This window comes from Micromonospora sp. C97 (assembly GCF_018070385.1).
GTDB classification, from domain to species: domain Bacteria; phylum Actinomycetota; class Actinomycetes; order Mycobacteriales; family Micromonosporaceae; genus Micromonospora; species Micromonospora parva.
The window spans coordinates 196978-220674 of record NZ_JAGPXU010000006.1; the positions used below are offsets into that span (position 1 = coordinate 196978).

Below are 23697 nucleotides of genomic sequence, written 5' to 3' on the forward strand. Positions count from 1 at the left end.
TTCCGGCCACCTTGAAGGGCCCTGGGGCCTTGGTTACTTTGCCGTAGCAACTCCCTCAGGCAACAGTCGCCGCACTGCCGCACCTGCCCGGTAGCAGCTTCCGGCGCTCATCAGAAATCGGGATTGGTACATGGCCGACCAGAATGTGCCACCACGTCGACCGCGGGACGACCGCGGTTGGGACGGACGCCAGCACCACAACGCTGACGGCTACGGCGACCCCCACCCGCACGCGCCCTACGGCTACGATTCGCCCCACCAGCAGGGCGGCTACGCCGCGCCGGTCGACCCGCGTGAGCAGTACGCCGGGCAACCGGCCCCCGCCCCGCGCGGTCCGCAGTGGATCGGGCCGGAGGGCCTCGGCCGCCCGGCTCCGGCCCGCCCGGCCGGCACCGGACTGCCCACCCTCGACGACGACGACGATCCGGGTCGCAAGGTCGGCCGACGCAAGGCGATGGTGGCCCTCGGCGGCACCGCCGCCGTCGTCGCCGGTGGCGCGGCGCTCGCCATGACCCCGCAGTTGCGGGGCCTCTTCGGCGACGAGGCGGTGGCCGGCGACGCGACCGGCAGCACGGTCACCGACGGCACCGCGGCACGGCCCAGCGGCCAGCAGCCCAGCACGGTGCGTACCTACACCGAGCAGAACGAGAGCTACATGGGCTCGCGCGCCGGTGAGGCGCTGAAGAAGAACGCGCCGGCCGGTGGGCGCACCTACTCCGGCCCGGCCGCCGCCGCGGCGGCGACGAAGGTGACGGTGAAGACGGTCCTGGCCAAGGACCCGATCCTGCACCTGGCCCGGCGCGCCACCTTCGGCGTGACGCCCGCGCTGCTCGCCGACATCAAGCGCGAGGGCATGGACGCCTGGATCCGGGCCCAGCTGGACCCGGACAAGTTGGAGCCGAGCAAGGGTGAGCTGAAGCTCGCCGAGCTGCCGACCCAGAAGCTCTCCACGCAGCAGCTGCGTGACCAGCGGGACAAGCTCAACGAGCAGGGTGCCCAGCCGGAGCAGGAGATGGTCGACGCCACCATCGCCCGGCAGATCTGGTCCAAGCGCCAACTGTTCGAGGTGATGGTCGACTTCTGGAACGACTTCCTGCACGTCGCCGCGGACTTCGACGGCGGCGAGGTGTACCGCTCCTCGTTCGACCAGGACGTCATCCGCAAGCACGCCCTGGGCAGCTACCCGGAGATGCTGGTCGCCGCGAACAAGCACCCCGCGCTGCTGATCTACCTGAACCAGAAGGACTCCCGCAAGGACGCCATCAACGAGAACCTCGCCCGGGAGAACCTCGAGCTCTACTCGGTCGGCGTCGACGGCGGCTACAAGGAGCCGGACGTCCGGCAGGCCGCCATGCTCCAGACCGGCCGTGGGGTCCAGGACGGCAAGTACGTCTTCCGCCCCGAGCAGCACTACGTCGGCAAGGTGAAGATCCTCGGGTTCACCCACGCGAACAACTCGGCCGACCCGAAGAAGGCCGAAGCGGCCATCGACGCGTACATCACCTACATCGCGACGCACCCGTCGACGGCGAAGTACGTGGCGCAGAGCCTGGCCACCCGGTTCGTCTCGGACACCCCGCCCAAGTCCCTGGTGGACCGGCTGGCCAAGACGTACACCACCAACAAGGGCATGATCAAGCCGGTCCTGATGACGCTCTTCTGCTCCTCGGAGTTCTGGGCCGGTGTGGGCCAGAAGGTGCGCCGGCCGATGGAGTACCTGGTGGCCACGTACCGCACCCTGGGCGTCTCGCCCGAGGCGTCGCCGAAGCACAACAACGGCGACAGCAAGCGCACCGCGTACGCCCGGGGGCTGCGCCAGATCAACGACAAGCTGCGCGAGTTGGGCCACTACCCGATGGGCCAGCCCACTCCGGACGGCTACCCGGACGTCTACGTCGCCTGGACCTCGGCCGGCACCATGGTCAACGGCTGGAACGAGGCGGGCGAGATCCTCGCCGGCTACCGCACCACGTTCACGTACACCGCGCCGGAGAAGCTGGTCGCCAAGCCGCCGGCGACGGCCGGGGCGTACGTGGACGCGCTCTCCCTGCGGCTGGTGGGCCAGAAGTTCAGCACGCGGGAGAAGAACCTCATCCTCGGCGTGGCCGGTGTGGCGGCGACCGCCAAGGTCGACGCCACGTTCAACGGGGCCATCACCGCCGTCGCGCGGGCGATCCTCGCTTCCCCCCAGCACCACCTCCGGTGAGGCACCCGATGGAGAAGACTGTGTACAACTCTTTCCCCCTGCACCCCGAATGCCCGGACGTGCGACGGCTGGCCGACAACCCGGCCGAGGCGTTGCTGCGCGCCGAGGCCGACATCGTCGCCGCCGAGAACGCCGCCGAGTTCGACAGGTACCGCACCCTGGAAAACCTGGAGGAGGCCCAGCAGGACGGGCGGGGCGTGACCCGGCGGACCTTCGTCGCCGGTGCCGCGGCCACCGCCACCGCGCTGGCCACCGCCCAGTTCGTCACCACCTCGGCGTCGTTCGCGGCGACCAAGACCGGCACCCTGATCCACGTCTTCCTCTACGGCGGGCTGGACGGGCTGAGCCTCGTCGCTCCGGACAACGACCCGGTGCTCGCCAAGGCCCGCCCGGACCTGCTGCTCGGGAACGACTCGTTGGCCCTGGGCCGCGGCTTCAAGCTGACCAGCGCATTCAAGCCGCTGGAGAAGTGGCTCACCGCCGGTCAGCTGGGCTTCATCCCGGCGGTCTCGGACGAGCGGCTGTCCCGCAGCCACTTCCAGGCCGCGGACGCCTGCAACCTGGGCGGACTGCCCAACGAGACCGGTGGCCGGGGTTGGCTCGACGGGCTCGTCGACAACCTCGGCAAGGGCACGGCGTTCCGCAGCGTCGGCATCGGCAGCACGCTGCCCCGCTCGCTCGTCGGCAACAACGGCGCGCTCTCGCTGAACAGCGTCGGCTCGCTGCGGCTCAACGGTGACGAAAAGTTCCGGGCGGCCACCGAGAAGGCCATCAAGGGGCTCTTCACCGGGATCAACCACCCGGTCGAGGAGGCCGTGCAGGAGGGCATGGGCGCGCTGGCCACCGCCCAGAAGCTCGCCGCCAAGCCGTACCAGCCCGCCGCGGGCGTCACGTACGAGGGCGTCGGCCGGGCGTTCCAGCAGCTCGCCCAGCTGATCAAGGGCGGCGCCAACGTGCGGGTCGCCACCGTCGGCATGGGTGGCTACGACACCCACGAGAACCAGGGCACCCGCGAGGGTGGCCAGCTCCACCGCCGGTTGAACGAACTGGCCAGCGCGATGGCCGCGTTCTTCACCGACCTCGGCCCGAAGGCCGCCGACGTGACGATCATGGTGTCCAGCGAGTTCGGCAGGCGGGTCGGCTCCAACACCGGCGGCACCGACCACGGGCACGGCGGCGTGGTCACCCTGCTGTCCGGCAAGAAGCTGGCCGGTTCGCTGCTGGGCACCTGGAACGGTCTGGACAAGCTGGACTCCGGTGACGTGCCGGAGTACAACAACATGTTCAACGTCTACGGCGCGGTGGCCCAGGGCCGGTTCGGGCTCACCAACGCGGAGGTCGACAAGATCTTCCCCCGCCAGAAGTACGCCCCGATGAAGCTGTACGCGTGACGTATTCGCACACCCACGCCGCCGGCCGTCGTACCGGGACCTCGTCCCGGCACGGCGGCCGGTCGGCCGCACCCGTACCCCCACAGAGCCCGGCCCGGCGCGGACCCGGCGGCCGACGGCTGCTGGGCGTGCTGCTCCTGGTCGGCCTGCTCGCCAGCGTGCTCCCGTGGTGGTTGGGCACCCCCGCCGGATCGCTGCGCACCCCCGCCGCCACCGTCACCGCCGCCGGCCGGATCACCGGCCTGGTCGCCGGCTACCTGCTGCTGGTGCAGGTGCTGATGATGAGTCGCCTGCCGGTGCTGGAACGGTGGATCGGCGGCGAGCACACCGCCCGCTGGCACCGGGACATCGGGGCCACCCTGCTGGTCACCGTGCTGGCCCACATGTCGCTGATCCTCGTCGGCTACGCCGACCTGCGTAACCAGTCGATCCTCGCCGAGGTCGGCACGTTGCTCGGCGACTACGAGGACATGGTCTCCGCGTTCGTCGCCACCGGCATCATGGTGCTTGTCGGGTTCACCAGCATCCGGGCCATCCGGCGGGCGTTGCCCTACGAGCTGTGGCACCTGCTGCACCTGTCCAGCTACCTGATCCTGCTGCTCGGCTTCGGCCACCAGTTCACCCACGGCGCGCAGCTGTACAAGCCCGGCCCGGTGCGCACCGGCTGGATCGCGCTCTACGTCCTGGTGGTCGCCGCAGTGCTCTGGGGCCGGGTGATCGCGCCGCTGGCGTTCAACCTGCGCTACAAGCTGCGGGTCGCCGACGTGGTCGCCGAGAGCACCGACACCATCTCCATCTACCTCACCGGGGAGCGGCTCGGCCGGCTGGCGATGCTCGGCGGCCAACACTTCCGTTGGCGGTTCCTCACCCGGGGCTGTTGGTGGCAGTCGCACCCGTTCTCCGTCTCCGCCGCCGCCAACGGCCGCTGGCTGCGGATCACCGTCAAGGTGGTCGGCACCCACACCGCCGACCTGCGCGACCTGGACCCGGGCACCCGGGTCTGGGCCGAGGGCCCCTCGGGCACCTTCACCGCCGCGCACCGGCTGCGCGAGCGGGCGCTGCTGATCGCCGGCGGGAGCGGCATCACCCCGATCCGGGCGATGCTGGAGGAGTTGCCGCCGGGCGCCGCGCTGATCTACCGGGCCCGCACACCGGCCGACGTGCTGCTCAGCCGCGAGTTGGACTGGCTGGCCCAGGAGCGCGACACCTCGCTCTGGTACGTCATCGGTTCCCGCGACGACCCCGGACCCCGCCAGCTGATGAGCCCGGACGGGCTGCGCCAACTGGTGCCCGACGTGGCCCGGCGCGACGTCTACCTGTGCGGGCCGCCCGGGTTGGTGGAACAGTCGGTGCGGGCGCTGCGCCGGGCCGGCGTGCCCCGGCGGCAGATCCACCTGGCCACGTTCGAGCTGTAGGAAGGGCATACCCATGCGTCGCGCGCTCCTCGCGATCACCGGCCTGGCCGCCAGCACCACCGCGCTGGTGGTGTTCAAGGGCTCGCCGGGCGCCACCCAGGTCGCCCAGAACCTGCCGACCGCCCAGCCGGTCAACCCCACCGCGCCGGGCGCCGACCCGAGCGCCGACCCGGCCGCGCCGGGCACGGACCCGGCCGGGGAGGTGGCCACGCCGTCGAAGACGGCCGACGCGCCGGTGTCGCCCAAGCCCGGCAAGACCACCGCCCGCCCGTCCGGCACGAAGACCACGACGAAGGCCCCGAGCACCCCGCGTACCACCAAGGCACCCCAGCCGACCACCCGCCGGGTCACCGGCAACGGCTTCGACAACGAGTACGGGTACGTGCAGGTGCAGATCGTCGTCTCGGGTAACCGGATCGTCGAGGCGGTCGCGCTGTCGCTGCCCAGCGGGGGTGAATCCGACATCCACAGCGGTGACGTGCGCGACCGCTACGACGGCAGCGGTGGAGAGGTGGTGCAGAAGCAGAACGCCAACCTCAACACCGTCTCCGGGGCCACCGAGACCAGCAACTCCTACAAGCAGTCGCTGCGGTCCGCCATCGAGCAGGCATTCTGACGTGCGGGCCACGCTGACCCGGCCCGGGCTGTGCCGGGTCGAACAGATCATGGGTACGGCCGTCACAGTGGACCTCGCCGACGATCTGCCCCCGGCGACCCTGCGCGAGCTGGCCGATGAGGTCTTCGCCTGGATGCACGAGGTGGACGCGCGGTTCAGCACCTACCAGCCGGCGAGCGAGGTGTGCCGCTTCGACCGGGGTGAGGTGCTGCTCTCCGAGGCGTCCGCGGACCTGCGGTACGTGCTGGAGACCTGCGCCGACCTGTGGGGCGCCACCGACGGGTTCTTCGACGCGTACGCCACCGGTCGGTTCGACCCGTCCGGCTTCGTCAAGGGCTGGGCGGCTCAGGTCGCCTCGGACCGCCTCGTCGCCGCCGGCGCCGTCAACCACTGCGTGAACGCCGGCGGTGACGTGCGGGTGCGGGGTCTGTCGCCGTCCGGGGAGCCGTGGCGCATCGGCATCCGGCACCCGTGGGACGCGATGGCGGCCTGCCTGGTGCTCACCGGGACGGACCTGGCGGTGGCCACCTCCGGCGTGTACGAGCGAGGCCGGCACGTGCTGGACCCGCGCCGGGGAACGCCGGCCAGTGGGCTGCGCTCGGTGACGGTGGTCGGCACCGACCTCGGGGTGGCCGACGCGTACGCCACCGCCGCCCTCGCCATGGGCACCCCTGGCCTCGGTTGGTTGGCCCGCCTGGACGACCACACCCACGCGGCGATCACCGACAACGCCCGCCAGTATCTCTCCGTCGACCTGCCGCTAGCCGACTAGCGCCTAGCGGAGGGGGCGGTGGGTGCCGGCGGGGCGGGAGCCGGTGGGGCGTGGGCGGCCGGGGCGGGAGCCGGCCGGTCGGGTGCCGGCCCAGCGGTGCCGTCGGTGGCTGCGCCGGGGCGGCTCGGTGCCGCCGGGATGAGGCGCCCTGTCGTTTGTGGACATCGTTCCCCCGTTCGTGGCGCGCGTTCGCACCGTCCCCCTGTCAACGAGGACCGGCGCTCCGGCGACGCTGTCGGCCACCGGATCGAATCGTCGGGCGGGCCCGTCTCACATGCCTCGTCGGGGCAGCGGCAGGTGACCGGGGAGCAGGTCCGGGGTGAGCGTCACCCCGGTAGCGCGCAGCGCGCCGATCAACGTGTTCTGCACGAGGTACGAATCCGGAAGCTGCCAGCGGGCCTGTTCCGGGGCGACCGCCCAGCGGACAGTGCCCTCCGGCAGTCGGGTGGGCGGCGCGGGGATCCACGAGCCCGGCCCGTGCCGGACCACGTGGAAGCAGTGCTCCAACTCCGGCCGGAGCGGGTCGCCGGGGCGGACCAGGAACATCCACCGCCCGGTGGGCGTGACCAGCACCGGCCCGCGTACGCCGGTGCCGGCCGGGTGGATCTGGACCGCGTCGAGCACGTGCCGGCCGAGGTGGGCGGGCACCTCCAGCACATCGAAGGCCCGACCGGTGGGCAGCAGCACCCCGTGCGGGCGGCTCCGCCACCAGGTGGCGACCCGGGCCGGGTCGGCGCTGGCGGCCAGCTCCCAGTTCTCCAGCGCGGGATGGCAGCCCACCGTGGGACAGCCGGCCCGGCCGCAGACGAAACGGCTGCGGGCCAGGCAGGCGCCCGGCGTGACCTGCCAGCCGTGTGCGGCGTACCGGATGGCGACCCGGCGCAGCCGGACCCGTTCCAGCGGCGACAGTTCGGCGACGCGCGGTCCGACATTCCCCCACATGTGTGCCAACTCCTCTCGTCGGTCCCGGCGTTCGCCAGGTCGCATGTCGAGCACCGTCACTGCCGTAACCCACGATCGTTGAGGTTGACGAACGGCTCGTGCAACTTGCACGAAAAGTACGAGGACCAGCTGTACGGCTGACGTACATCCTGTGCGACCAGCCAAAACCTGAAAGTGAAAAGCGGCCGCCGCACCCGCGGACATCGCCCCGACTCGATTGGTCGTCGGTGGCAGGGGAGGATGGGGAGATGGACGAGCTACCCATAGGACGGCGAGTGGCCTACTGGCGGGGGCGACGCAAGATGTCCCAACAGGTCTTCGCGGACCGGCTGGGCAAGTCCAAGAGCTGGGTGGACAAGGTCGAGCGCGGCGTCCGCCGGCTGGACAAGTTCTCCGTCCTCTACGAGATCGCCGACATCCTCCAGATGGACGTCCAGCTGCTGATGGGCAAGGATCCGGAGCGCCGCGCCGACGCCCTCAACTGCATCGACCAAGTCGAGGTGCAGGAGATCCGGGCGGCGCTGGAACGCTACGACTCGATGAGCGCGTACTTCGACGCGGCGCCGTTCCCGCCGCCGATGGACGACATGCGCAAGGCCGTCAACCACGCCTGGCTCACCTACCAGTACGGCCGCTACGGGATGCTCACCCGGGCGCTGCCCAAGCTGCTGCGCGACGCCCAGGCGGCCGACGCCGCGTACGGCGGTGAGCAGGCCGCCGAGGCGGCCCACCTGCTCGGCCAGGTCTACCAGATCGCCTCCTCGGTGCTGCGCAAGCTCGGCGAGTGCGAGCTCGCCTGGTTGGCCGCCGACCGGTCGATGGCGGTGGCCCAGCGCGCCGACGACCCTCTGCTGGCCGGGATCGCCACCACGCGGGTGTGCAACGCCCTGGTCGCGATGGGGCGGGCCCGTCCCGCGCTGGAGCTGAACGTCCAGATCGCCAACCGGCTGGCACCGGGTGGGAGCAACGAGGTCTCCCCGGCCCGCCTCTCCGTCTACGGGATGCTGCTGCTCCAGGGCGCGATGGCCGCGTCCCGCATCGGCGACTCGGCCAGCGTCGACGACCTGATCAACGCTGCGCAGGAGGCGGCCAACCTGCTCGGTGGCGACCACAACCACTACTGGACGTCGTTCGGCCCGACCAACGTCGAGCTGCACCGGGCCGCCGCCGCAGTGGAGCTGGGCGACGGTGGGCGGGCCGTGGAGGTGCACCGGCTGCGCATCGCGGAGCCGTCCTTCAACGCGCTGCTGCCCGAGCGTCGCGCCCACCACCTGCTCGACATCGCCCGCGGCTACGCCCAGATCGGTGACGTGGCGAACGCCGGCGAGATGCTGCTGCTCGGTGATCGGCTCGCCCCGTCGGAGATCCGCTGCCGGCCGATCGCGCACGAGGTGATGTCGGACATCCTCCGTCGCACACGTGGTGCGCCGCCTTCTCCGGTAGCGGAGTTGGCTGAGCACATGGGAGTAGGGGTATGAGCGCGGAGCCGGTCTGATGGCCGGTACAACGCGCAACAGCGGGCACCGCGAGGTGCTCTACGTCATCGCCTGCGGTTCGCCGCTGGCACGGCACGTCGGTCGTCTGGTCGACCTCGCCCAACAGGACGGTTGGGACGTCTGCGTGATCACCACGCCGGACGGGGCGAAGTTCGTCGACCAGTCGGCCCTGATTCGACAGACCGGCCATCCGGTGCGGATGCACTACAAGAATCCCGGCGACCCGGACGTGCTGCCGCCCGCCGACGCCATGATCGTCTGCCCGGCCACCGTCAACACGGTCAACAAGTGGGCGGCCGGGATCACCGACACCCTGGCGCTCGGGCTGCTGGTCGAGGCCCAGGGCAAGGGCGTCCCCATCGTGGCGGTGCCGTACACCAACGCGGCGATGGCCTGCCATCCGGCGTTTCGGGCCGGGGTGGCCCGGTTGGCCGAGTGGGGCGTCACCGTGCTCTTCGGCGACGACGTGATCGCGCTGCATCCGCCCGGGACGGGGGAACAGCACATGCACGCCTTCCCCTGGGCGATGCCGCTGGCCGCGTTGCAGACCGTCTCCTGGACCGCCGCCTAGGGCGTCCGTCCGACGCGGCCGGGCCGGGTGTCACCGCCCGGTGGCCGCCACGCCGGTAAGCTGGCCCGCCGTGAGCACAAGCGGATCCGCCCCGACTGTCGGCGACGTGGTGGCCGAGCTGGAACGGCGTTTTCCGCCGGTCTGGGCGGAGGAGTGGGACCGGGTGGGCCTGGTGCTCGGCGAGCCGGCCGCCCCGGTCCGCCGGGTGCTCTGCGTGGTCGACGTGGTGCCCGAGACGGTCGACGAGGCGCTCGCCGCGGACGCGGACATGATCGTCTCGCATCACCCGCTGCTGCTGCGCGGGGTGTCGTCGGTCGCCGCGACGACCTTCAAGGGGCGGATCATCCACCGGTTGATCCGGGCCGGGGTGGCGCTCTACACGGCGCACACCAACGCCGACGTCGCCTCCCCGGGTGTCTCCGACGCCCTCGCCGCCCGCTTCGGGCTCACCGGTCCACGCCCACTTCAGCGGCCGGCGCCCGGCTCGCCCGCCCACGGTGACGACCGGGGATTCGGCCGGATCGGCGAGCTGCCCGAGCCGATGACCCTCGCCGAACTGACCCGGCACGCCGCCGCGGTGCTCCCCGTCACGTCCTGGGGAGTTCGCGCGGCGGGGGATCCCGGGCGTATGGTTCGTACCCTCGCCGTCAGCGGCGGGTCGGGGGACAGCTTCCTCGGCGCCGCGACCGCCGCCGGGGTGGACGCGTTCCTCACCGCCGACCTGCGGCACCACCCGGCTGGCGAGCACCTCGCCGCCGATGGTCCCGCCCTGATCGACGCCGCCCACTGGGCGACCGAACGACCGTGGCTGGACGACCTGGCCGCCTTCCTCCGGGAGGCGCTGGACGTCGAGACGCTGGTGTCCGACCTGGACACCGACCCGTGGACCGTGCACGCCGCCGCACCCGCTGTGGACGACAAGGAGCCCGACCGTGAAGGCTGACCCTCAGGTGCAGCGCCGCCTGCTCGACCTCCAGGCGATCGACACCAACCTCGCCCAGCTCGCCCACCGCCGGCGTTCGCTGCCCGAGCGCGCCGAGCTGGAGGCGCTGGCCCGCGAGTTGTCGTCGATGGAGGACGAGCGGGTCCGCGCCCAGGTTGCGGTGGACGACCTGGACCGGGACATCGCCCGGTTGGAGAAGGACGTCGAGCAGGTCCGGGCCCGCAAGGAGAAGGACGAGAACCGACTGGCCGCCGGCACCGGCCCGGCCCGGGAGCTGGAGGCGCTCCAGCACGAACTGGTGTCGCTGAAGCGCCGCCAGGGCGACCTGGAGGACGCCGAGCTGGAGCTGATGGAGCAGCGGGAAACCGCGCAGGGCGTACTGGACGGCGTGGAGCAGCGGCTGGCCGAGACCCGGGACAAGCGGGCCGCCACCGAACAGCGCCGCGACGAGGCACTGGCCGAGATCGCCAAGGAGGAGGAGTTCAAGCGGGGCGCCCGTCAGCCGCTCGCCGCCGACCTCCCGGCCGAGCTGGTCAACCTCTACGACAAGATCCGCGAGGACACCGGGCTGGGTGCCGCGCTGCTCACCGCGGGCCGCTGCGGCGGGTGCCGCCTGGAGCTGTCCGGTGCCGACCTGGCCCGGATCCGCAAGGCCGCCCCCGACGACGTGGTCCGCTGCGAGGACTGCCGACGGATCATGGTCCGCACCAACGAGTCGGGCCTGTAGGTCGTGGCGCCGCGCGTGGTCTCCGTCGAGGCCGACGGTGGGTCCCGGGGCAACCCCGGCCCCGCCGGCTACGGCGCGGTGGTCCGCGACCCGGAGACCGGCGAGGTGCTCGCCGAGCGCTCCGAGTCGCTCGGCACGGCCACCAACAACGTCGCCGAGTACCAGGGCCTGATCGCCGGGTTGACCGCCGCCGCCGAGCTGGGCGCCGCCGAGGTGGACGTCCGGATGGACTCCAAGCTGGTGGTCGAGCAGATGTGCGGCCGGTGGCAGATCAAGCACCCCGGCCTGCGGCCCCTCGCCGCCCAGGCCGCCGCGCTGGTGGGCCGGTTCACAGCGGTCCGGTTCAGCTGGATCCCGCGCGAGCAGAACCGGCACGCCGACGCCCTCGCCAACGCCGCCATGGACGCCGCCGCCGGCCGCCCACCGGCCACCGCGACCACCGGCCGTCCCACGCCGGCTGACACCGTGGGCCGTCCCGCGTCGCCCGCCGCCGGCCAGCCGGCGACCGGCAGTGACCCGGCGACCGCGCCGGCCTCCTGGGAGCCACGGCCCACCTTCACCGCCACCCGGCTGATCCTGGTCCGGCACGGCGAAACCCCGTACACGGAGCAGCGACGCTACTCCGGGCGCGGCGACGTGCCGCTATCCGAGCGTGGCCGGGCCCAGGCCGGCGCCACCGGTGCCCGGGTGGCAGAGCTGGCCCCGTCCGTCGCGGCCGTGCTCAGCTCACCGTTGTCCCGGTGTACGGCCACCGCGGCGGCGATCGCCGGGGCCCTCGGCGACGTGCCGGTCCGCACCGAGGACGACCTGATCGAGTGCGACTTCGGCCAGTGGGAAGGGCGCACGTTCGCCGAGGTGCGCGACCAGTGGCCGGGGGAGATGGACGCCTGGCTCGCCTCACCCCGGATCGCGCCGCCGGGCGGGGAGTCGTTCACCCACGTCGCCGAACGCGCCAACCGGGTCATCGCCGGACTGCTCACCGCGTACCCCGGTGAGACAGTGGTGGTCGTCTCGCACGTCTCGCCGATCAAGCTGGTGCTGCGCGACGCCCTCGCGGCCGGCGACGGTTTCCTGCACCGGCTCTTCCTGGACGCGGCCGGCATCTCGGTGCTCGACATGTGGCCCGACGGCGGCGTGGCCGTGCGGACGGTCAACGACACCGCCCACCTCGCCGCGCTCTGATCAGCGGCGGTCGGGGCTCACCGGCTCGTCCGGTCCTGCCCTGGCCGGGCCGGTTGCCCGGCGGTGCCTCTGCGGTGCAGCCACCGCAGCAGGTAGAGGGTCGGCAGGGCGAGACCGGCCCAGAGCAGCGCCAGCGCCAGCCGGATCAGGCCGGGCATCTCGCCGTCGAGCGCGAGCCCGCCCAGCAGCAGGGTCACGGCGACGAACCAGACCAGCAGGATCGCGCTGTTGGCCCGGGGGGAGCGGGGTCGGCGGCTCACGTCGCCGCCTCCGCGCCAGGCCCGTTCCGCAGCAGGCGCTGCGGGTCGCGCAGCACCTCACCAACCCGGTGGTCGCCGATCGGCAACGAATCCAGCAGTGCCTGCCGGGCCTGGTCGACCTCGCGGCCGGCCGCCCGAATGGTCTCGGCGACCAGGTCACCGAGGGTCAGGTTGTCGACCGTGCGACGGGCGCGGGGGTCGATCCGGACGGTGAGCAGCTCCCGGTTGCCGGACATCTCGACTGTCACTTCCCCGTCGGGCGACGAGACCACGTGCCTCCGGTCGGCGGCCTGCTCGGCGAACTCCACGGTCGCGGTGATGAGCGCGTTCATCTGTCGGGTCAACGCGCCCAGATCGGGACGCCCCATCAGCTGGCCCTCCCCGCCGCAGTGCGGAACTCGTCCAGGGCCTGCCGCAGGCTGACCGCCTGGTCCACCCCGTCGTTTCCGGTGATCTCCTGAAGTCGCTCGCCGAGCACTGCGGCGAGTCGCGTCTGGGCTTCGCGGACCGCCTCCACGCAGGCGTTGCCGAGCGCGTCCGCGTCGAGGTCCCGAATGGCCTGTGGGCTGATGTACACCCCGGCGACCTCCCCGTCGCCGGTCACCCGGACGGTCACCGTGCCCGTCCCGTCGCTGGCGGAGACGCTCTCCTCCCGCAGCGACGCCACCCGTTCGTTGAGCTCGTTCACCCGGCTCTGGACCTGCCGCAGCGACGCCTCCGTGTAGCCCTGCCGCTGGGCCTCCCGCGCCGCCGCCGCAATCGCCTCCGCGTCCCCCGTCACCGCGTCTCCCACCTGCTCGGATCACCGATCTCGATCTTCAACGACTCGGGCAGCTGGACGCTGCGGGTATCGATCTTCCCGGCCTGGTCGGCGAACTTGTTGGCGAGGGCGTCGTTTGCGTCGCCGAGGCTCTTCGCCGACTGCCATACCAGCAACGCGAAACCCACCAGGAGGCCGATGACAGCGACCGCGAAGCCCGCCCAGGCCACGAAGATCGCCACCTTGACCGCGGGCGACACCGGACCGGAGGCGTTCGCCGCGATCGCACCACCGATGGCGGCGGCCGTGCCGACCAGGAAGGCCGCCAGCGTGGTGCTGACCCCGACGGCCATCTGCGCGCAGTACGAATCCATCAGCGCGCAGGTCTGGGTCAGCCGATCCAGGGCGGGCAACAGGTCGCCGGTGGCGAACGCGTGGAACTGGCGGGCAGCCGAGTCGTCCCAGTAACCGTTCACCTTCTCGATCTGGCTGAGCAGCTGCGCGTGCATGCTGTCGTAGGTGTTCTTCAGCTCGCCCCAGGTGCCCGAGTTGCCGAACCACGGCTCCGGGTCGACCACGTTCGGCATCACCAGCAGGGCGGTCACCGACGCCGCCGCCATCCCCGACCCGGACGGTTCGAGGGCGACGATCAACGCGCTCGTCGCGGCCACCACGAGACCACGCATCAGGAACGTGTCGAAGGCGTCGCTGTCCGGATCGGTCCACGATCCCTCGTCCCAGCCGGACACCCCGTGCTCCTCTCAGTTGTGCGGGGACCGGAAGCCGTCGGCCTGGTCGGCCTCCAACTGGTCGTAGTGCCCGGCGACCCGGTGCAACGCCGTGCCGATCGCCTCGAACGTCTCGCGCAGGGTGGCCGTCACCGCGCCCACGGCGGAGAGGGACCGTTCGTAGTCGTCGACGGCGGACAACGCGAACAGGGGGAACGCCTCCGACGGCATCTCCAACCCGGACAGGGCCCAGTTGGTCTGCTGGTCCAGCTCGTCGGCGTAGGTGCTGAAGGACGTGCCCAACGCCCGCATGGCCTCGACTTCGTACCGCGACACGGTGATCACCCCGCAACCCTTGGTCGCCATCAGGCTAGTAGGCAGGCACCGTCTGCGCTGTCCCGTGCCGGCGGGGCGTCATTCGGCGCACCACACTCGCCGCTCGGCGCACGACGCGCCTGACGGGTCACGTGACGCACGCCACAAAGCCGTAGCCTCCGGCCGTTACATCGAGATCCACGACTCCCCGGAGGTGTGTCAGATGGCTGCACCCGAACCGGAGGCGCCCACCACCACGGCGCCGACCAGGGCGAAGGACCACAGCCCCTGGAACTGGTTGCTGTTCATCCCCATCGTGGTGCCGCTGGTCCCGGTCTTCTTCAATGGCGACTCGCCCCGGGTCTTCGGCTTCCCGCGTTTCTACTGGCTGCAACTGGCCTTCATCCTGCTCGGCGTCGGCACCACCACGTTGGTCTACCAGATGACAAAGAAGCGGGGAGGTCACTGATGTGGCGGGACCATCTCACCGAGATCATCGTCTTCTCGTTCCTGTTCCTCCTGGTCAGCGTGATGGGCTTCGTGGCCGCCCGGTGGCGGGCACCGAAGGACATGGCGCACCTGGACGAGTGGGGGTTGGGTGGGCGCAGCTTCGGCGGCTGGATCACCTGGTTCCTGGTCGGCGGTGACCTCTACACCGCGTACACCTTCGTGGCGGTGCCGGCGTTGATGTTCGGTGCCGGTGCGGCCGGGTTCTTCGCCGTGCCGTACACCATCGTCATCTACCCGCTGGTCTTCCTGGTGCTGGTGCGGCTCTGGTCGGTGTCGCACCGGCACGGCTTCGTCACGCCGGCCGACTTCGTCCGCAACCGGTTCGACTCGCCGGTGCTGGCGCTGCTGATCGCGATCACCGGCATCGTCGCCACCATGCCGTACATCGCGTTGCAGCTGGTCGGCATCGAGGCGGTGCTCAAGACGATGGGCGTCACCGGCGACAACGCGCTGGCCCGGCACCTGCCGATCATCATCGCGTTCGCCATCCTGGCCGCGTACACGTACCAGTCGGGGTTGCGCGCGCCGGCGCTGATCGCGTTCGTCAAGGACAGCCTGATCTACATCGTGATCCTGGTGGCGGTCGTCTACCTGCCGTACAAGCTGGGCGGCTGGGGTGACATCTTCGCCGCCGCGGACGCGAAGTTCGACGCCACGCCCAACCCGAACGACGGCATCCTGCTCAACGGCAACAACCAGCTTCAGTACGTGACGTTGGCGTTCGGCTCGGCGTTGGCGCTCTTCCTCTACCCGCACAGCATCACCGGTGTGCTGGCCAGCCGGAACCGTGACGTGATCAAGCGGAACATGTCGGCGTTGCCCGCGTACAGCCTGTTGCTCGGGTTGATCGCGCTGCTCGGCTACATGGCGATCGCGGCCGGTGTGAAGCCGCTGCCCGGCGCCAAGGAGGGCACTGTCGACAGCAACACCGTCGTGCCGCTGCTCTTCGACCAGCAGTTCCCGGACTGGTTCGCCGGTGTCGCGTACGCGGCGATCGGCATCGGCGCGCTGGTGCCCGCGGCGATCATGTCGATCGCGGCGGCGAACCTGTTCACCCGCAACATCTACAAGGAGTACCTGAAGCGGGACGCCTCCCCGGCCCAGGAGGCGAACGTCTCGAAGATCACCTCGCTGGTGGTGAAGGTCGGCGCGGTGGCCTGCATCGTGTTCCTCGATCCGCAGTTCTCCATCGACCTCCAGCTGATCGGCGGCGTGATCATCCTGCAGACGCTGCCGGCGGTGGCGCTGGGCCTCTACACCCGCTGGTTCCACCGCACCGGCCTGATCGTCGGCTGGGCGGTCGGCATGGGGTTGGGCATGTGGATGCTCTACCAGGTGGCCAGCCCGACCCGGAAGCACTTCGGTGGCTCGGCGTTCCCGCTGTCGGAGTTCGGGTTCGACACCACCAAGACGATCTACGTGGGCATCGTGGCGGTGGCGGTGAACCTGGCCGTGGCGGCGCTGGTGACGCTTGCGCTGCGGGCCGCGAAGGTCGAGGAGGGGGTCGACGGCACCGAGCCGGACGACTACTTCGCCGACGAGGGCGACCCTCGGGTCACCCCGGGCACCGAGCGCGACGCCGACTCGGCCCGCGAGCCGGTCGCCTGACACCGCTGATACGCCCGGGTGCCGACGTCGGTCGGTGCCCGGGCGTATCTGTGCCCAGGCCATCGTCTGGGTCTGGTCGTCTCGGGGTGGTCGTCTCGGGTCGTTGCTGTGGAAGGCGTTGTCGCGGGGGCAGTGAGGTGCCTTCAGATGCTGTAGAGCTGATGTCGCAAACGAATCAGGCACCCTCCACCATGGGCAGGAAGCGAGGGCGGGGTCAGCAAGGGCTGCCAGGCCGGGCCGGCGACGGCTCAGGGCTGTGGCCGGACCGCTGGCCCGATTCCCCGCAGGGCGAGGGTCAGCAGTTGTTCCGCCTTGGCCGCGCCCATCGGTTGTGCCGCGAGTGAGATGCCGTTGGCGAGGATCATCAGGTCGGCCATGGTGATGTCGGGTCGTACCGATCCCTCGTCGACGGCTCGGCGGAGCAGTGGTTCACCGGCGGCGACGAGCGTCGCGCCGCAGGTCTCGGACTCCTCGGCGGGTTCGTTCAGGAGCGAGTCCGCGAGGCCGCGGGTCGTCGTGGCGTACCCGGTCACCTCGTGCAGCCAGGTCGTCAGCGCGTCGAGCGCGTCCGACGCGGCGAGCAGATCTCCGGCGCGCGCCGCCAGGTTGCGGACACATCCGCCGAAGACCGCCTGGAGCAGCGACCACCGAGTGGGGAAGTGCCGGTGCAGGGTCGCCGAACCGACCCCGGCGGATCGGGCGATCTCCTCCAGCGAGGCGTACGCGCCGTCGCGGGCGATCGCCTCGGACGCCGCCGTGACGATGAGGTCGTAGTTGCGCTTCGCGTCCGCTCTCATGACCCGCCTTGCAGAAGTGGGGTGGTCCCCCGTATCGTAGCCGACGAAAAGTGGGGGGACACCCCACTTGTTTCGTGGGAGGCATCATGGCTGTTCTCGTCATCGGCGCGACGGGCAAGCAGGGCGGGGCCACGGCCCGGGCGCTGCTCGACCGTGGCGTCCCGGTCCGCGCCCTGGTCCGCGATCCGGGCGCCGACGGCGCCCAAGCCCTGCGGGAGCGGGGCGCCGAACTGGTCACTGGCAACCTGGACGACGCCGACTCGCTGCTCGCCGCGGCATACGGGATGGACGGCCTCTTCTCCATCCCGTACCCGGACGTGACGGACATGCAGGGCGACGCCGAGGTGACCCGCGGCCGCAACGTCGTCGAGGCGGCGCGCCGCGCCGGCGTGGCGCACGTCGTGCACAGCAGCGTCTCGGGTGCCGGGGACTTCCACCGCAACCAGCCCGGCTGGGCCGAGGGTCGGTGGGACACGCACTACTGGGAGAGCAAGGCGGCCGTTGACGAGATGGTGCGCTCCGGTGGCTTCGCGCACTGGACCATCCTGAAGCCCTCGACCTTCATGGAGAACCTGCTCGGCTGGTCCTACCTCTTCGGCGACTGGTCCAGCGGCACGATCATCACCGGCTTCGCCGAAGACACGCGGATGCCGTGGATCGCCGTCGACGACATCGGCGAAGCCGCCGCGCTCGCGTTCACCAACCCGGGGAAGCTCGACGGCCTGGACGTCGAACTCGCCGGCGACCTGCTCACCATGACCGAGATCGCGGCCATCCTGAGTGAGGTCACCGGCCGGGCGGTTACCGCTCCCGTGCTCACCCCGCAGGAGGCTGTCGAGCGCGGCCTGCTGCCCGCCATGATCAAGGCGGTCGAGCAGATCAACGAGAACGGAAGCCCGGCCCGTCCGGAGATGGCCCGCGCCCTCGGCCTGCCCACCACCGACTTCCGCGCCTGGGCGCGCCGAACGTTCTCCTGAAACCCGGCCGGCCCGGGCGGGCTCGGCGGGTGGCCGGGCGGGCTCGGCGGGTTCACCGTCAAGATCGTGCTTGATCCTTGTTGTAGTGCTCTCGGACCGCGAGGGATGCCACCACCACCAGGATCTTGCGCGATCTTGGTGGTGGCACAGGTGTCGCGGGTCGTTCAGCGGGGGCGGTTGCGGTTTATCAGGGCCTGGTTGAGGCGGCCCAGGAGGGCGGCGAGGGTGGCGCGGTCCTCGGCGCTCCAGTCGGCCAGCATGTCGCCGTAGAGCCGGGTGCGGGCGGCCTGCACGGCGGCCATCCGCTGCAGGCCTGCCGGGGTGGGGGAGATGACGGTGCCGCGGCCGTCGGACGGGTCCGGGGTACGGGTGATCAGGCCGTCGCGCTGCAGCGCTGACACCTGCCGGGTGACGGTGGAGCCGTCCAGGTTGAGTCGGGCGGCGAGCGCCGAGACGTTCTGCGGGCCGGCGTCGGCCAGGTGGCGCAGGATGACGTACGCCGCGCGGTCCAGCACCCGGTGCTCGGCGGTGCCGGTGGCCCGCCTTGTGGCCTCGCCGAAGCGCATCAGCAGGGCGACCTCGGTCTCGATCTGGCCGAGGGTGCTCTCGTCACTGTCGTCGCTCATAGCTGTATGATACAGAATAAATACCTGTACGATACAGCTATCTGAGGAGTCGGAGTGGATCGGCGTTCCGAACCGAACCGCAGTGCCATCTACGCCACCACCCTGGTGGCCTTCCTCGCCATCGCCGGCATCGCCGTCGTCGACCCGATCCTGCCGGCCATCGGCGACGCGATCGGCGTCACCGCCTGGCAGGTCGAACTGCTGTTCACCGCGTACATCGCGGTCATGGCCCTCGGCATGATCCCGGCGACGCTGGCCAGCGGCCGGTTCGGCTTCAAACCGGTGCTCATCACCGGCGTCTCCGTGGTCGGCCTCGCCGCGATCCTCGCCTCGTTCAGCGACAACATCGTGCAGCTCTCCGTGCTGCGCGGCGTCTGGGGGCTGGGCAACGCGATGTTCTTCGCCACCGCCATGGTGGTGCTGGTCAACCTGGCCATCGACCGGGAGTGGGTGGTCGGCCTCTTCGAAACCGCCCTCGGCCTCGGCTTCGCCGTCGGACCGCTGATCGGTGGCCTGCTCGGCGAGATCAGCTGGCGGCTGCCGTTCTTCGTCTGCGGCGTCTTCATGGTCCTCGCCCTCGGCGTGGCCTCCCGCAAACTCCGCGAACCCACCAACCGGCAGGCCCCGGTACGCCTCGGCCAGATCTTCAGCACCTACCGCCGGCCGGCGTTCATCGCCCTCTGCGCGGTCACCGCCGCGTACAACTTCGTGTTCTTCGTGGTGCTCGGCTACACGCCGCTCTTCCTCGGCCTGGACATCATCCCGCTGGGGCTCGCGTTCACCGGCTGGGGTCTCGGCCTGGCCACCGGCATCCTGGTCATCGGTCACCGGCTGGCCCACCGCATCGGCGCGGTACAGACCGTCGGCGTGGCCATCGCCGGCCTGCTGGTCTGCATGGTCCTCTTCGCCACCTCCAGCAGCACCGCCGAGGCGCTCGTGGTGCTGGTGCTCGCCGGCCTCTGCATGGGGCTCGCCAACGCCAACCTCACCGACCTGGCGCTCGGCCTCGGCTCCAGTGACCGTCGGGTGGCCACCGGCGCGTTCAACCTGGTCCGCTGGGGTGCCGCCGCGCCGGCACCGATCATCTCCGGCAAGCTCGCCGAGCAGTCGCTGTCGCTGCCGTTCTGGGTCGGCTTCGGGGTGCTCGCCGTCGGCGTGCTCGTCTACCTGGCCTTCGCGCACGTGATGGCCGCCGGCTACGGCGAGCGGGTCCTCTGGTCCCGCTGGAACCGCAGCGCCGCCAGTGCCGAGAACACCGCCGAGGAGCCGGTCGGCGAGGCCTACTGACGCCGGCGCCGCCCGCCACCCCGGGCTCGCGACCGCCGGCCAAGATCCGCGCACTTTCGGGGAAACTGCTGCCTCAACGGCGATTGAGGCGGCACTTTCCCTGATGTTGCGCGGATCTTGGCTGGCGTCGGGGTGGAGCCTACGGATCTCCGCCCTCAGTTCAGGGCGCGCCAGAGCAGGTAGAGGCCGATCGTCGTACCGAACACCACGATCACCGTCTTGAGCACCACCGGCGGCAGCCGACGGACCAGCCGGGCGCCCGCGTACCCACCGATCAGGGTGGCCGGCGCGACCACCGCGACCGCCGCCCAGTTCAACGGGCCGAACAGGGCGAACACCACCAGCGTCGTGCACCCCACCAGCGCGGAGAGCAGATTCTTGATCGCGCTCACCCGGGCCAGGGTCGCGTCCAGCACCAGGGCCAGCCCGGCCACCAGCATCACCCCGAGCGCCGCACCGAAGTACCCGCCGTACACCGCCCCCAGCGCGACCATCGTCTGCACCGCGACCGTCCGCTGGCGTGGCGACATGTCCCGAGGGTGACCGACCAGCCGGCGCAGCGGATCCTGGAACGCCAGGACCGCCGTCGCGCCGAGGACCAGAAACGGTACGACCAACTCGAACGCGCGGGCCGGAGTGGCCAGCAACAGCAACGCCCCGACGATCGTGCCCACGATGGTGGTGGGCACCAGCGTGGCCAGCGCACGGGGACGCGGCAGGTCCTGCCGGCTGCCCGCCACACTGGCCAGGTACCCGGGGAACACCGCGACGGAGTTGCTGACGTTCGCCGGCACCGGCGGCAACCCGACCGCGATCATCGCCGGGAAGGTGATCAGCGAACCCCCACCGGCCACCGCGTTGACAGTGCCAGCGGCGAGACCGGCGGCGAGCAGCAGCGCGGCGTGGGAGAGATCCATAGCCCCACGAGGCTAGCCGTCGCCCCGCGAGACGGAATCGGCGGACCGTCACGAGCTGGGCGATCTTGCCCAGGCGGGGCGGCAATACCGGGAGCACGCTCGTCGTTAGGATGAGAGCGCGACGGACGAGTCGACCGGGCGGCCGCGTCGGCGGGCTTCGGCCCGCCGCCGAGGAACGTCCGGACTCCACAGGGCAGGGTGGTTGTTAACGGCAACCCGGGGCGACCCGCGGGACAGTGCCACAGAAAACAGACCGCCGACCCCAACGGGGACGGTAAGGGTGAAACGGTGGGGTAAGAGCCCACCAGCACCCCGGGTGACCGGGGTGGCTCGGTAAACCCCACCCGGAGCAAGGCCAAGCAAGGGCCGTCACCGCAAGATGACGACCCGGCGCAGACGCTTGAGGGCTGCCCGCCCGATGTCTGCGGGTAGGCCGCTGGAGCCTGCCGGCAACGGCAGGCCGAGATGGATGGCCGCCGCCGGCGCAAACCCCTCGGGGTACGCGCCGCGCACAGAATCCGGCGTACAGGTCGACTCGTCCGTCGCCCACCAAGCCGCCTGGGACGCCGCGCACCTGGATTACCCGTTCAAGGCTGCATGGCAAGGGCGCTAGCGCATGGCCGTCTTTGTGTAGCTCGGCCGCAGTTTGCGACCAGGGTCAGTGCGGCGCGGCGGCCGGGAACTCCTCGACCCCGAGCACGCGCAGCAGCTCAAGCTTCTCCCGGTCCTCGGCGTCGGCCGGGGTCAGCACCAGCAGCTGCTGGCCGAGGTCGGGGGTGACCAGGGTTTCGCAGTCCATCGTGATGCGGCCCACGCGCGGGTGCAGGAACGTCTTGCGGTCGGCCCGGCGTACCGCCACCTCGTGCTCGGCCCACAGCCGCCGGAAGTCGTCGCTCGCTGCCCGCAACCGTTCGATCAGGCCGGTCACGGCCGGGTCGCCGGCCCGCCGGCCGGCCACCGTGCGCAGGTCGGCGACCTGCTGGCGGGCGTGCCGCTGCCATTCTTCGGGGCCGTGGAGGTCGCGGATGACCGGGTCGGTGAAGTAGCGGTAGGCGACGTAGCGGCGGTCGCCGGTCAGCCCGGTGTGGTCGCCGGTGAGCAGGATCGACATGCGGTTCTGCGCCAGGACCTCGCCGAGGTCGGACAGGACCATGGCGGGGGTGTCGCCCACCAGGTCGAGCAGGCGGACCAGGCCGGCCCGGGCCAGGCGGGCGATGCCGTCGGCGGGCGGCGGCTGGTGGCCGGCCAGGTGGAACAGGTGGCTTCGCTCGTCGTCGCTCAGACGCAGGGCCCGGGCCAGGGCGGCGAGCAGCTGGGTCGACGGCTGGCTGCTGCGGCCCTGCTCAAGGCGGACGACGTAGTCGACGGACATGCCGGCGAGCATGGCGACCTCCTCGCGGCGCAGGCCGGCGGTGCGGCGGCGGGGGCCGTCGGCGATGCCGACATCGGCGGGGCGGATGGACTCGCGCCGGCGCCGCAGGAAGTCGGCGAGCTGCTCACGCTGCATGCCTCCATGCTGCCCCGGGACTGTGCACCGAGCCAGGGAGCGGCGCTCCCACGATAAGCGCTCCGCTGCCGGCGGGCCGGAAAGCGGCGCAGGGTGGAGCCGACATCGACCGATGAGGGAGAGTTTCGATGCAGACACGCACTCTGGGCAACACGGGTCCCACGGTTTCCGCGGTGGGGCTGGGGGCGATGAGCATGTCGGGCACGTACGGCCCGGCCGATCGCGAGGAGAGCATCGCCACCGTACGGGCCGCGTTGGAGGCGGGGGTCACGCTGGTCGACACCGGTGACTTCTATGGCATGGGGCACAACGAGCTGCTGTTGTCGGAGGCGTTGCGGGGACGCGACCGGGACAGCTATCTGCTGAGTGTGAAGTTCGGGCAGCAGGTGGGGCCGGGCATGCGGTTCGCCGGTCAGGACTCCCGCCCGGCTTCGGTGCGGAACTTCCTGAGCTACTCGCTGACTCGGCTCGGTGTCGACCACGTGGACATCTACCGGCCGGCCCGGCTCGACCGGTCGGTGCCGATCGAGGACACGATCGGCGCGATCAAGGAGATGATCGACGCCGGTTACGTGCGGTACGTGGGGCTCTCCGAGGTTGACGCGGAGACCGTCCGGCGGGCGCACGCCGTACATCCGATCGCTGATCTTCAGATTGAGTATTCGCTGCTGTCGCGGGCGGTCGAGGCCGACGTGCTGCCCACGCTGCGGGAGCTGGGCATCGGGCTGACCGCGTACGGGGTGCTGGGCCGTGGCCTGCTCTCGGGGAACTGGGTGCCGGGGCGCGCGGACGATCCGCGTAATAACAGTCCCCGCTTCTCCGCCGAGAACGCGTCGCACAACCTCGCACTGGTGGAGGCGTTGCGCCGGGTTGCCGACGCGAAGGGGTGCACAGTGGCGCAGTTGGCGATCGCGTGGGTCGCGGCGCAGGACCCGTCCATCGTTCCGCTGGTCGGCGCACGCACCCGGCAGCGGCTGGCCGAGGCGTTGCCGGCGCTGGACGTGGAGCTGTCGGCCGATGATCTCGAAGAGATCGAGGCGGCCGTGCCGAAGGGTGCCGCGCGCGGTGACCGTTACCCGGCGGCGTTCATGTCGAGCCTCGGCGTCGGCAACTAGGCCGTGTCTGACACATGACCTTCGAGGGG

25 protein-coding genes and 1 other RNA gene are annotated in these 23697 nt (G+C 71.2%); 16 read left to right on the plus strand and 10 right to left on the minus strand.

Features of this window, described 5'->3' with window-relative positions; translation table 11 throughout:
• Window positions 1-130: 130 nt before the first annotated feature.
• Genes KBX26_RS12030 through KBX26_RS12050 form a run of 5 tightly spaced genes read left to right on the plus strand, consistent with a single transcriptional unit; the run spans window position 131 to window position 6400 of the window.
• Window positions 131-2206, plus strand: coding sequence for a DUF1800 domain-containing protein (locus KBX26_RS12030; RefSeq protein WP_030330223.1), 2076 nt, complete (start codon window positions 131-133; stop codon window positions 2204-2206).
• Window positions 2207-2214: 8 nt separating this feature from the next.
• Window positions 2215-3597 carry a DUF1501 domain-containing protein gene (locus KBX26_RS12035; protein WP_030330222.1) on the plus strand — a complete coding sequence of 461 codons (1383 nt, stop codon included), beginning with the start codon at window positions 2215-2217 and terminating at the stop codon, window positions 3595-3597.
• Window positions 3594-5012, plus strand: coding sequence for a ferric reductase-like transmembrane domain-containing protein (locus tag KBX26_RS12040; RefSeq protein WP_030330221.1), 1419 nt, complete (start codon window positions 3594-3596; stop codon window positions 5010-5012). Before KBX26_RS12035 ends, KBX26_RS12040 begins: the two co-directional genes overlap by 4 nt.
• A 13-nt stretch (window positions 5013-5025) precedes the next feature.
• Window positions 5026-5628 (plus strand): FMN-binding protein, encoded by a 603-nt coding sequence (locus KBX26_RS12045; RefSeq protein ID WP_030330220.1) that lies wholly within the window; start codon window positions 5026-5028, stop codon window positions 5626-5628.
• A gap of 49 nt (window positions 5629-5677) precedes the next feature.
• Window positions 5678-6400 carry an FAD:protein FMN transferase gene (locus KBX26_RS12050; protein ID WP_210865465.1) on the plus strand — a complete coding sequence of 241 codons (723 nt, stop codon included), beginning with the start codon at window positions 5678-5680 and terminating at the stop codon, window positions 6398-6400.
• 270 nt (window positions 6401-6670) lie between these two features.
• On the opposite strand, the gene KBX26_RS12055 is transcribed toward KBX26_RS12050, so the two are convergent.
• Window positions 6671-7342 (minus strand): bifunctional DNA primase/polymerase, encoded by a 672-nt coding sequence (locus KBX26_RS12055; RefSeq protein WP_030330217.1) that lies wholly within the window; start codon window positions 7340-7342, stop codon window positions 6671-6673.
• A gap of 248 nt (window positions 7343-7590) precedes the next feature.
• Here KBX26_RS12055 and KBX26_RS12060 point away from each other — a divergent pair, with 248 nt between their 5' ends.
• The 5 genes from KBX26_RS12060 (at window position 7591) to KBX26_RS12080 (ending at window position 12261) form a co-directional block, all read left to right on the plus strand.
• Window positions 7591-8820: a helix-turn-helix domain-containing protein gene (locus tag KBX26_RS12060; RefSeq protein ID WP_030330215.1), complete on the plus strand. Its 1230-nt coding sequence runs from the start codon at window positions 7591-7593 to the stop codon at window positions 8818-8820.
• 16 nt (window positions 8821-8836) lie between these two features.
• Window positions 8837-9409, plus strand: a complete 573-nt coding sequence (locus KBX26_RS12065) for a flavoprotein (protein ID WP_210862735.1) — start codon at window positions 8837-8839, stop codon at window positions 9407-9409.
• Between the two features lie 106 nt (window positions 9410-9515).
• On the plus strand, window positions 9516-10352 hold the full coding sequence (locus tag KBX26_RS12070; protein ID WP_374224276.1) for a Nif3-like dinuclear metal center hexameric protein: 837 nt from the start codon (window positions 9516-9518) through the stop codon (window positions 10350-10352).
• Window positions 10342-11079: a zinc ribbon domain-containing protein gene (locus KBX26_RS12075; protein WP_030330209.1), complete on the plus strand. Its 738-nt coding sequence runs from the start codon at window positions 10342-10344 to the stop codon at window positions 11077-11079. Before KBX26_RS12070 ends, KBX26_RS12075 begins: the two co-directional genes overlap by 11 nt.
• 3 nt (window positions 11080-11082) lie before the next feature.
• A complete protein-coding gene (locus KBX26_RS12080; RefSeq protein ID WP_210865438.1) occupies window positions 11083-12261 on the plus strand; it encodes a bifunctional RNase H/acid phosphatase in 1179 nt (392 codons plus the stop codon).
• 17 nt (window positions 12262-12278) lie between these two features.
• On the opposite strand, the gene KBX26_RS12085 is transcribed toward KBX26_RS12080, so the two are convergent.
• From KBX26_RS12085 to KBX26_RS12105, 5 genes are read right to left on the minus strand one after another with little or no spacing between them, the layout of a single operon-like run.
• The gene (locus tag KBX26_RS12085; RefSeq protein ID WP_030330206.1) at window positions 12279-12521 is read right to left on the minus strand and encodes a hypothetical protein; all 243 of its coding nucleotides are present in this window, start codon (window positions 12519-12521) and stop codon (window positions 12279-12281) included.
• Window positions 12518-12889 carry a YbaB/EbfC family nucleoid-associated protein gene (locus KBX26_RS12090; protein WP_210859841.1) on the minus strand — a complete coding sequence of 124 codons (372 nt, stop codon included), beginning with the start codon at window positions 12887-12889 and terminating at the stop codon, window positions 12518-12520. Before KBX26_RS12090 ends, KBX26_RS12085 begins: the two co-directional genes overlap by 4 nt.
• Entirely contained in the window at window positions 12889-13302 is a 414-nt protein-coding gene (locus KBX26_RS12095) for a YbaB/EbfC family nucleoid-associated protein (RefSeq protein ID WP_167337285.1), read from the minus strand. The genes KBX26_RS12090 and KBX26_RS12095 overlap by 1 nt, the downstream gene beginning before the upstream one ends.
• Window positions 13299-14030 carry a hypothetical protein gene (locus tag KBX26_RS12100; protein ID WP_210859843.1) on the minus strand — a complete coding sequence of 244 codons (732 nt, stop codon included), beginning with the start codon at window positions 14028-14030 and terminating at the stop codon, window positions 13299-13301. Before KBX26_RS12100 ends, KBX26_RS12095 begins: the two co-directional genes overlap by 4 nt.
• A 12-nt stretch (window positions 14031-14042) precedes the next feature.
• Window positions 14043-14345 (minus strand): hypothetical protein, encoded by a 303-nt coding sequence (locus KBX26_RS12105; protein WP_210859844.1) that lies wholly within the window; start codon window positions 14343-14345, stop codon window positions 14043-14045.
• A gap of 202 nt (window positions 14346-14547) precedes the next feature.
• On the opposite strand from KBX26_RS12105, the gene KBX26_RS12110 reads away from it, so the two are divergent.
• Both KBX26_RS12110 and mctP read left to right on the plus strand, forming a co-directional pair.
• Complete coding sequence (locus tag KBX26_RS12110) at window positions 14548-14793, plus strand: DUF3311 domain-containing protein (RefSeq protein WP_030330196.1); 246 nt, start codon at window positions 14548-14550, stop codon at window positions 14791-14793.
• On the plus strand, window positions 14793-16442 hold the full coding sequence (gene mctP / locus KBX26_RS12115; RefSeq protein WP_210865439.1) for a monocarboxylate uptake permease MctP: 1650 nt from the start codon (window positions 14793-14795) through the stop codon (window positions 16440-16442). The genes KBX26_RS12110 and mctP overlap by 1 nt, the downstream gene beginning before the upstream one ends.
• 248 nt (window positions 16443-16690) lie before the next feature.
• On the opposite strand, the gene KBX26_RS12120 is transcribed toward mctP, so the two are convergent.
• Entirely contained in the window at window positions 16691-17239 is a 549-nt protein-coding gene (locus KBX26_RS12120) for a TetR/AcrR family transcriptional regulator (RefSeq protein WP_210859846.1), read from the minus strand.
• 86 nt (window positions 17240-17325) lie between these two features.
• On the opposite strand from KBX26_RS12120, the gene KBX26_RS12125 reads away from it, so the two are divergent.
• Window positions 17326-18216, plus strand: a complete 891-nt coding sequence (locus tag KBX26_RS12125) for an NmrA/HSCARG family protein (RefSeq protein WP_210865440.1) — start codon at window positions 17326-17328, stop codon at window positions 18214-18216.
• 164 nt (window positions 18217-18380) lie between these two features.
• On the opposite strand, the gene KBX26_RS12130 is transcribed toward KBX26_RS12125, so the two are convergent.
• Entirely contained in the window at window positions 18381-18842 is a 462-nt protein-coding gene (locus KBX26_RS12130) for a MarR family winged helix-turn-helix transcriptional regulator (RefSeq protein WP_210859848.1), read from the minus strand.
• 54 nt (window positions 18843-18896) lie between these two features.
• Here KBX26_RS12130 and KBX26_RS12135 point away from each other — a divergent pair, with 54 nt between their 5' ends.
• On the plus strand, window positions 18897-20129 hold the full coding sequence (locus KBX26_RS12135; RefSeq protein WP_210865441.1) for an MFS transporter: 1233 nt from the start codon (window positions 18897-18899) through the stop codon (window positions 20127-20129).
• A gap of 155 nt (window positions 20130-20284) precedes the next feature.
• On the opposite strand, the gene KBX26_RS12140 is transcribed toward KBX26_RS12135, so the two are convergent.
• Window positions 20285-21046 carry a sulfite exporter TauE/SafE family protein gene (locus tag KBX26_RS12140; protein ID WP_030330185.1) on the minus strand — a complete coding sequence of 254 codons (762 nt, stop codon included), beginning with the start codon at window positions 21044-21046 and terminating at the stop codon, window positions 20285-20287.
• 126 nt (window positions 21047-21172) lie between these two features.
• On the opposite strand from KBX26_RS12140, the gene rnpB reads away from it, so the two are divergent.
• Window positions 21173-21588, plus strand: an RNA gene (gene rnpB, locus KBX26_RS12145) — RNase P RNA component class A.
• A 116-nt stretch (window positions 21589-21704) separates the two neighbouring features.
• Here the strand turns inward: rnpB and KBX26_RS12150 are convergent.
• A complete protein-coding gene (locus KBX26_RS12150; RefSeq protein WP_030330183.1) occupies window positions 21705-22553 on the minus strand; it encodes a helix-turn-helix transcriptional regulator in 849 nt (282 codons plus the stop codon).
• A gap of 128 nt (window positions 22554-22681) precedes the next feature.
• Between KBX26_RS12150 and KBX26_RS12155 the strand changes: the two genes are divergently transcribed.
• On the plus strand, window positions 22682-23668 hold the full coding sequence (locus tag KBX26_RS12155) for an aldo/keto reductase (protein WP_030330181.1): 987 nt from the start codon (window positions 22682-22684) through the stop codon (window positions 23666-23668).
• Window positions 23669-23697 lie beyond the last annotated feature (29 nt).

Excerpts from the sequence above, each read along its gene's own strand:
- KBX26_RS12150 (WP_030330183.1), bottom strand. The coding sequence starts at position 22,553 with ATGCAGCGTGAGCAGCTCGCCGACTTCCTGCGGCGCCGGCGCGAGTCC.
- KBX26_RS12155 (WP_030330181.1), top strand. The coding sequence starts at position 22,682 with ATGCAGACACGCACTCTGGGCAACACGGGTCCCACGGTTTCCGCGGTG.
- KBX26_RS12125 (WP_210865440.1), top strand. The coding sequence starts at position 17,326 with ATGGCTGTTCTCGTCATCGGCGCGACGGGCAAGCAGGGCGGGGCCACG.
- KBX26_RS12065 (WP_210862735.1), top strand. The coding sequence starts at position 8,837 with ATGGCCGGTACAACGCGCAACAGCGGGCACCGCGAGGTGCTCTACGTC.
- KBX26_RS12110 (WP_030330196.1), top strand. The coding sequence starts at position 14,548 with ATGGCTGCACCCGAACCGGAGGCGCCCACCACCACGGCGCCGACCAGG.
- KBX26_RS12045 (WP_030330220.1), top strand. The coding sequence starts at position 5,026 with ATGCGTCGCGCGCTCCTCGCGATCACCGGCCTGGCCGCCAGCACCACC.
- KBX26_RS12055 (WP_030330217.1), bottom strand. The coding sequence starts at position 7,342 with ATGTGGGGGAATGTCGGACCGCGCGTCGCCGAACTGTCGCCGCTGGAA.
- KBX26_RS12060 (WP_030330215.1), top strand. The coding sequence starts at position 7,591 with ATGGACGAGCTACCCATAGGACGGCGAGTGGCCTACTGGCGGGGGCGA.
- KBX26_RS12140 (WP_030330185.1), bottom strand. The coding sequence starts at position 21,046 with ATGGATCTCTCCCACGCCGCGCTGCTGCTCGCCGCCGGTCTCGCCGCT.
- KBX26_RS12130 (WP_210859848.1), bottom strand. The coding sequence starts at position 18,842 with ATGAGCGACGACAGTGACGAGAGCACCCTCGGCCAGATCGAGACCGAG.
- KBX26_RS12050 (WP_210865465.1), top strand. The coding sequence starts at position 5,678 with ATGGGTACGGCCGTCACAGTGGACCTCGCCGACGATCTGCCCCCGGCG.
- mctP (WP_210865439.1), top strand. The coding sequence starts at position 14,793 with ATGTGGCGGGACCATCTCACCGAGATCATCGTCTTCTCGTTCCTGTTC.
- KBX26_RS12035 (WP_030330222.1), top strand. The coding sequence starts at position 2,215 with ATGGAGAAGACTGTGTACAACTCTTTCCCCCTGCACCCCGAATGCCCG.
- KBX26_RS12030 (WP_030330223.1), top strand. The coding sequence starts at position 131 with ATGGCCGACCAGAATGTGCCACCACGTCGACCGCGGGACGACCGCGGT.
- KBX26_RS12120 (WP_210859846.1), bottom strand. The coding sequence starts at position 17,239 with ATGAGAGCGGACGCGAAGCGCAACTACGACCTCATCGTCACGGCGGCG.
- KBX26_RS12090 (WP_210859841.1), bottom strand. The coding sequence starts at position 12,889 with ATGGGGCGTCCCGATCTGGGCGCGTTGACCCGACAGATGAACGCGCTC.